This is a genomic window from Streptomyces sp. SM1 (assembly GCF_002910825.1).
Taxonomy (GTDB): domain Bacteria; phylum Actinomycetota; class Actinomycetes; order Streptomycetales; family Streptomycetaceae; genus Streptomyces; species Streptomyces okerensis.
In genome coordinates this window covers 1-6,494 of record NZ_NEUB01000128.1, presented here as the reverse complement: position 1 = coordinate 6,494, position 6,494 = coordinate 1, and the positions used below count along the sequence as shown (strand labels likewise).

The window sequence follows — 6,494 nt, the reverse complement described above, 5'->3', positions numbered from 1 at the left end:
CCGGCCCGCACGGGGCGAAGGGCTGCTGCCGCGCGCGGGCCACGACGTGCCGGACGAGGGCGTGGACCCGGTACTGGTACTGGCCCTGACGCAGCGTCTGGACCAGCGAGGCGTCGACGAGTTCGGCCAGCCGGTGGGACCGCTGGGGCGCCGACCCGGCGGGTCCCTGGTGACCGGCGAGGACGTCGTCCAGCGCGAACGGGTCCGGCAGCGCGACCAGGTCGTGCAGCAGGTCCCGGTGGGGCGCGGGCAACAGGTCGTAGCTCCAGCGAACGCTGTCGGAGAGGGTGCGGTGAGCGCTCAGCGCACCCGCGTCGACCTGGTCGAGCAGGTGGAACAGGGTCTCCTCCCGCAGCAGTGAGCTGAGCGGCAAAGACCGCAGACGCTGCGCGGCGATCTCGATGGCCAGCGGCATGCCGTCCAGCAGCCGGCACAGCGTGGTGACCTGCGGCAGGTGCGGGGCGAGGTCCAGCGTCGGCAGACTGGACCGGACACGGCGCAGCAGCAGTTCCACCGCGCTCGGCACTTCCGCGTCGCGGTGTCCCGGGCCGTCCACGCGCAGCGGTTCGACCTCCCAGCTCTCGGCCGCCCCGGCGGCCAGGGTCCGGCGCGAGGTGACGAGCAGATGCAGGCCGGGGTGTTCGCCGAGGAGCCGGCGGGCGAGGCGGGCGGTCTGCCGGACGACGCGTTCGGCTCCGTCCAGGACGAGCAGTCGCCGCCCGCTGCCGGCGAGGTCGCCGGTCAGGCCCTCGGTGATGCGGTCCAGTTCGGCGCGGGCGTGCACCGGCTCGATGTGTTCGGGCATGCAGTCGCGCAGTTCGGCGACGGCGACGCCGTCCGGGAAGAGCGGGCGCAGCCGGTACGCCGCCGCGAGCGCGAGCCGGGTCTTGCCCACGCCGCCCGGTCCGGTGAGGACCATCAGCCGGCTGCGCTGCGCGGAGGCCAGGATGTGCCGCATGTCGGCCTCACGCCCCACCATCGGATCGCCGAGGGGCCGGGGTCCGTACCAGGGTGCGGGTTCCGCCCGGTCGTGCTCGGGTCGGGGCCGCTGCGCGGGGACGAGTGATCCGTCCCCGGATTCCCAGACGGTCGGGCCGGCGGGCGCGGCGGGGGCGCCCCCGAGGGCGTTGAGCAGCAGTTCGACGGAGCTCCGACGGGGGTTGGTGTTGCAGCCGGTCTCCAGGTTCCGGATCGTACGGACGCTGACACCGGAACGCTCCGCGAGCTCCTCCTGGGTCCAGCCGGAAACCCGTCGCTGGTTCACCAGGAATTCACGTAGCTGATGTACGTCCATTCTGCCGAAGGAAAAGAATCCGGCTTGAATCACCATTGACAGAATCCCCCTTGGAAAGCACACTCGCGCGACCTCCCGCACCGTTCCCCGCGAACATCTCGCAGCGGCGGGCTGTGCCCCTCTTCGGCCGGTGGGCCGGTTCACAACGATCGACCAGATCCCCGCAAAGTCAACTGAAACAGATTCTTGTTTTGGCCAAGACCGGACCCTACTCGACCAAAAGAACGAGTGGGAGTTCCCCTCTCGGCAGGAAGGCGTCACATGACCGCTTGCTGCCATCCGCTACTGGCCGAAACACCTGCTGCCAGTGGTTCGGACCAATTCGCGGTGGTCAGGCAGACCGCCGCCAGCAGATATCCGGAACGCATCTCCCACCGCCCCTCGAACCGGTGCCGCCGCTCGGGCACCGCACCACGGAACGACCCGTCGCCGGCCAGGCACACCGCGAAGTCGCGGATTCCGTAGCGGCGTCCCAGCCAGGGCGAGAAAGCCTTGTAGGACGCCTCCTTGGCGCAGAAGACCAACCGGTCCGCCGGTATCCCGAGGGCCGTGCGCAGCGCGTCCGCCGAGCGCCGCTCGGTGTCCGAAAGGAGTCGCTCGGCGACGACGGCGGGCAGCGGTCCGGCCGGTTCGGCGTCGATCCCGAGGGCGGCGTACCTTCCGGCCGGCGCCACGACGGCCGCCCGGTAGCCGGGGCAGTGGGTCAGGCTGCCGACCGTGCCCCGGGGCCACCGCGGAGCACCCGACACATCCGGAACGAGTGGTTCCGGCGGGATGCCCAGCCGGGCCAGCGCCCTGCGCGCACAGCCCCGCACCGTGGCGAACTCACGCCGCCGCTCCTCCGACACGCCTCGCACCACGGCCCGCTCCGAGGGGAACAGGCAGGCTGCCGCCCGGAGTTCCGCGTCGAGTCCCGTGTCGCCGTACGCCTCGCACAGTTCGACACCGTCGGGAACCAAGTGATCGATCATCACGTCCCCCGCAGGAAAGATCGTCGGTTGGTACGGTCGGCGCCGAAGATGCTCCCTCACGTATGCGAACGACGTGTAGAGATGGCCGGGCCCGAGGAGTGACGGATGACGGGAACACGGGGGTGCGACTCCATGCTGCAGAGGTTAGGGCTCGATCGGCTCACTCACATGGTGTATACGCAGCTCATCGCGGGTCGGTACCGGGACGCGGACGAACTCGCCTGCCACCTGGGCGTTCCGGCCGACGAGGTGCGCACGACGCTGGAGCGGCTGGCGAAGCTGGACCTGCTGCGGCCGTGCGCCGGGGACCTCGGCGAACTGGTGGACCCCCGCCTCGCCCTCAAGGCCCTGCTGCTGCGGCAGATGTCCGGAATCGAGGACCGGCTGCGGGAGTTCGAGGAGGACCGGGCCGCCGTCATGACCCTCATCGACCGGTACGCCGAAGCGCGGCCGGGCGGTCAGGAGTCCGGTCTCGAGTACGTCAGCGGCCGCGCCGCCGTAAGCGACCGGTTGCACGAGCTGTCCTGCGCCGCGGGCACCGAGTGGCTGGCCTTTCTGCCGGACGGGCCGCCCTCCGTGAGCTGGCTGGAACCCGCGCAGCAGTGGCACCGGAAGGTCGTCTCCCGCGGCGTGGCGAACCGTGCGGTCACCACGGACAGCATCCGCGGTGACACCCGCCTCACCCTGCGCGCCGTATGGGAGGCCGAACCGGAGTTCGGGGTGCGCACCGTTCCGTCGCTGCCGGTCCACCTGCTCCTCGTCGACCGCTCCCTGGCGCTGTTGCCCGCCGACCCGCACGACCCGTGGCACCGGCTCGTGCAGATCACCGTGCCGGGGGTCGTCGAGGCGCTGAACTCCCTGTTCGAACGGGCCTGGGAGGACGCGGTACCGCTCGACTCCCGCGGGCCGGGCCTCGACGAGCACGGGCTCAGCCCGCGCGAGAAGGAACTGCTGCGCCTGATGGCGCGCGGCCTCAACGACGAGGCGATCCGCCGGCGTCTCGGCGTCTCGCTGCGCACCGTGCGCAGGATCGTCGCCGAACTGTGCACCCGGCTGGGGGCTGCCAGCAGGTTCGAGGCGGGGTACCAGGCGGCGAAACGCGGCTGGATCTGACGGCCGCCGCGGACGGCCGGATCCGTCGCCTCCGGAGGCGGCGGATCCGGCGGCGGCGAATCCGGAGCCGGCGGCACACCGGCGGCCGGCGGAGGCGGGCGCCCCGGCTTCCGGTGTCGGCGGCACTCCCGGCTTCCGGAGGCGGCACCGGCGGCAACATTTCCTCCCCCGGAGTTGCCGGTGCGCTGCCTGGCCGGGCCGGTGGCACGTCGGCCAGCATGCTGACCGGGATCCGCGGCACCGGCCCGGACCGGCGAACGCATGAACGGACGGGGTACGGACGACGATGGTGCGGTCACGTCCCGAGGACGACGAACAGGCCACCGAGGACATCGGGACGACCGGCGAGAAGTCCGGGAAGACCACGGGGGACTCCGGCCAGGGCGGGAAACCGCCGTCGTTGTGGCACGACCGCGACTATGTCGTCTGGTGGTCCGGCGAGGGACTCTCGGCACTCGGCAACAGCGTCTCCATGCTCGCCTTCCCCCTGCTCATGCTGCACGTCACCGGGTCGGCGGCGCAGGCGGGCACCATCACGATGCTGCACATGCTGGGCCGGCTCGGCACGCTGGTGCTCGGCGGTGCCCTGTCGGACCGGGTGTCGCGGCGGCTTCTGCTGGGCCTGGCCGCGCTGGTCGAGGCACTGTCGATGGGGGCCGTCGCCTGGCTGGTGTACCGGGGCGACCCCTCGGTCCTGGGACTCGACGCGCTGGCGCTGGTCAGCGGACTCGCGGCCGGACTGCGGTCCGGCGTGACCTCGCCGGTGCTGCGCCGGATCGTGCCGAAGGAGCGGATCGCCGACGCCACGGCACAGGGCATGGGCCGCGACATGCTGGCCCAGCTCCTCGGGGCCCCGCTGGGCGGCCTGCTGTACTCGGTGGCGCGCTGGGTGCCGTTCCTGTTCGACGCCATCTCGTTCCTGTTCATCACCCTCAGCTCGTTCCTGATCCGCCGGCCGCTGGGCCCGGACCGGCAGGGCGACGGGGAGCGCCGGCCGGGTCTGGCCGCGGACGTCAAGGACGGGCTGCGCATGATCCGGCGCAGCGACTACCTGGTGTTCACGCTCGCCTGGGGTGCCGTGCTCAACGCGGTGGCGCAGGGCTTCACCCTGCTCTTCGTGGTCATGGTGCAGCACCGGGGCGGCGGGCCGACCACCATCGGCGCGGTGACCTCCCTGGCCGTCGTCGGCGGGGTGATGGGCGCCGTGCTGGGTCCGTGGCTGATGCGGCGGATCGGCGCCCGGCGCGTACTGCTGCTGTCCGCCTGGCTGTTCACGGCCTCCTTCGCCGCGGTCGCGGCCGCGCCCCGGCCCTGGCAGATCGGCCTGGTGATGATGGTCGGCATGACCAGCATGATCCCGATGAACGTCGTCACCGAGTCCTACGAGGTCCGGCTGGTCCCGGACGCGTATCTGGGACGGGTCGCCGCCACGGGGCAGTTCGGCTTCCAGGCCGTGCAGTGGACCGGACCGCTCGTGGCCGGCGTGCTCGCCGACTCGCTGGGCGTGGAGTCGGCCGTCCTGGTCCTGGCCGCCGCCATGGCCGTGCTGGCGCTCACCCTGCACCTGGGCCGGCGCCACCTGGCCCTCCTGGACATTCCGCTGGAGGAGATCCGGGAGCTGCCGGTCTCCGACGCCGGGCCCGGGGACGCCGCGGACGGCGCCGTACTGACCCGATCGTCGAAGGACCGGACGGGCTGATCCGCCCCGGCCGGCAGGAAGGGAACCACACATGGGCACGTCACCGGAGTTGGGCATCGTCGCCATGGGCATGGCCTTCGGCGAGCGGCGCGGCGTGTCGGCGACGGCCGCCGACTACGTTCCCGATCCCGAGGCGGTCGCCTCCCTCGGCTACCGGACCTACCACCGTGCCGCGCCCGGCGTCACCGCCGTCGACCTGGCCGCCGAGGCGGCCCGGGAGGCCCTGGAGAACGCCGACGTCACCGCCGCCGACCTCGACCTGATCGCCGTCGGCAACTCCGACGTACCGGACTACCTGGGCTGGGACCCCTCGGCGGCCGTGGCGCGGGTCCTGGGCGCGCACGGCACGCCCACCGTGCTCTTCACGCAGGCGTGCGCGGCGTGGTCACCCGCGCTGGACCACGCCGCCGGCGCGATGGCGCTCTCCCCCGGCGTCGGGACCGCGCTGGTGGTCCTGGTGAACGTGATGAGCGAGGCGCACGGCAACCGGATGGACTTCAACGGGTGTGTCGCCAGCGACGGAGCCGTCGCGGCCGTCGTCCGCCGCGGGCATCCGCGGCTGCGCCGGCTGTCCTCGGCCCAGTTCACCAACCCCGAGTACGCGGACCTGTTCCGCATCGAGTGCGGCGGGGCCGCGGTGCCGCTGCCGCCGCCGGGGCGCGGGCTGAAGGACGTCAGCCCGATGGCCTCCGTCTACCGGCACTTCGACCGGGACCCGGAGCGCTTCCAGGCCTTCATGAAGGAGATCACCGCGCGGCTGGCGGACGTCGTCGACGAGGCCCTGGCACGCGCGGGACGGGACCGGTCCGAACTGGCCCGGCTGATCCACATCAACGACAACCAGCAGACGTTCCGGGCGGTGGCCGACGCCGTCGGCATCCCCCTCGCCCACACCAACGCCGAACTGGCCCGTTCCCTGGGCCACATGGGCTGCGCCGACCAACTGGTCTGCCTGTGGCGGCATATCGAGGCCGGTGAACTGGCCCGCGGGGACCTGGTGGCCCTCACGGGCGTCGCGTCCCCGGGGATGCACTGGTTCTGCACGCTCGTCGAAGTGTGAGACGGCGCGACCGGCACGTCAGCACCTGCGAAAGGACCTACCGACCATGGCCGCCGATCCCCTCTCCGCGCCGGTGACGCCTCCCGACCTCTCCGAGGCGGACATCGCCGGCTTCGTCGTCGAGCGTTTCCTGCCCGGTGTCGACGCCGCCGATCTGGACCCGGAGTACGACCTGCTCGCCACCGCGGTGATCGACAGCCTCGCGGTCCTGCACATCGCGGCCTGGCTGTCGGACGAGCACGGCGTCGACCTCCCGGACGAGGAACTCGTCGGACGCAACTTCCGCACCGTGCGCGCCATCCGGGCCACGGTCGGGCGGACGGTGGCCGGGACGGGGCGCTCATGACCGCCCCGGTG

At 72.4% G+C, this 6,494-nt stretch carries 6 protein-coding genes; 4 read left to right on the top strand and 2 right to left on the bottom strand.

Annotation, left to right across the window (positions count from 1 at the left end; translation table 11 throughout):
• Both B9S61_RS02875 and B9S61_RS02870 read right to left on the bottom strand, forming a co-directional pair.
• Positions 1-1,294 (bottom strand): helix-turn-helix domain-containing protein (locus tag B9S61_RS02875; RefSeq protein WP_258039523.1); only part of this gene is annotated, 1,294 nt, incomplete at its 3' end.
• 257 nt (positions 1,295-1,551) lie between these two features.
• Entirely contained in the window at positions 1,552-2,265 is a 714-nt protein-coding gene (locus B9S61_RS02870; protein ID WP_103540767.1) for a 4'-phosphopantetheinyl transferase, read from the bottom strand.
• Positions 2,266-2,433: 168 nt separating this feature from the next.
• Between B9S61_RS02870 and B9S61_RS02865 the strand changes: the two genes are divergently transcribed.
• From B9S61_RS02865 to B9S61_RS02850, 4 genes are all read left to right on the top strand, one after another.
• A complete protein-coding gene (locus B9S61_RS02865; protein ID WP_103540766.1) occupies positions 2,434-3,378 on the top strand; it encodes a helix-turn-helix transcriptional regulator in 945 nt (314 codons plus the stop codon).
• Positions 3,379-3,664: 286 nt separating this feature from the next.
• Positions 3,665-5,077: an MFS transporter gene (locus B9S61_RS02860; RefSeq protein WP_103540765.1), complete on the top strand. Its 1,413-nt coding sequence runs from the start codon at positions 3,665-3,667 to the stop codon at positions 5,075-5,077.
• Positions 5,078-5,108: 31 nt separating this feature from the next.
• On the top strand, positions 5,109-6,137 hold the full coding sequence (locus tag B9S61_RS02855) for a 3-oxoacyl-[acyl-carrier-protein] synthase III C-terminal domain-containing protein (protein WP_103540764.1): 1,029 nt from the start codon (positions 5,109-5,111) through the stop codon (positions 6,135-6,137).
• A 46-nt stretch (positions 6,138-6,183) separates the two neighbouring features.
• Entirely contained in the window at positions 6,184-6,483 is a 300-nt protein-coding gene (locus B9S61_RS02850) for an acyl carrier protein (protein ID WP_103540763.1), read from the top strand.
• Positions 6,484-6,494 lie beyond the last annotated feature (11 nt).

Bases quoted from the DNA above. Each gene is read 5' to 3' on its own strand.
- B9S61_RS02860 (WP_103540765.1), top strand. From the start codon at position 3,665: ATGGTGCGGTCACGTCCCGAGGACGACGAACAGGCCACCGAGGACATC.
- B9S61_RS02870 (WP_103540767.1), bottom strand. From the start codon at position 2,265: ATGATCGATCACTTGGTTCCCGACGGTGTCGAACTGTGCGAGGCGTAC.
- B9S61_RS02850 (WP_103540763.1), top strand. From the start codon at position 6,184: ATGGCCGCCGATCCCCTCTCCGCGCCGGTGACGCCTCCCGACCTCTCC.
- B9S61_RS02855 (WP_103540764.1), top strand. From the start codon at position 5,109: ATGGGCACGTCACCGGAGTTGGGCATCGTCGCCATGGGCATGGCCTTC.
- B9S61_RS02865 (WP_103540766.1), top strand. From the start codon at position 2,434: ATGGTGTATACGCAGCTCATCGCGGGTCGGTACCGGGACGCGGACGAA.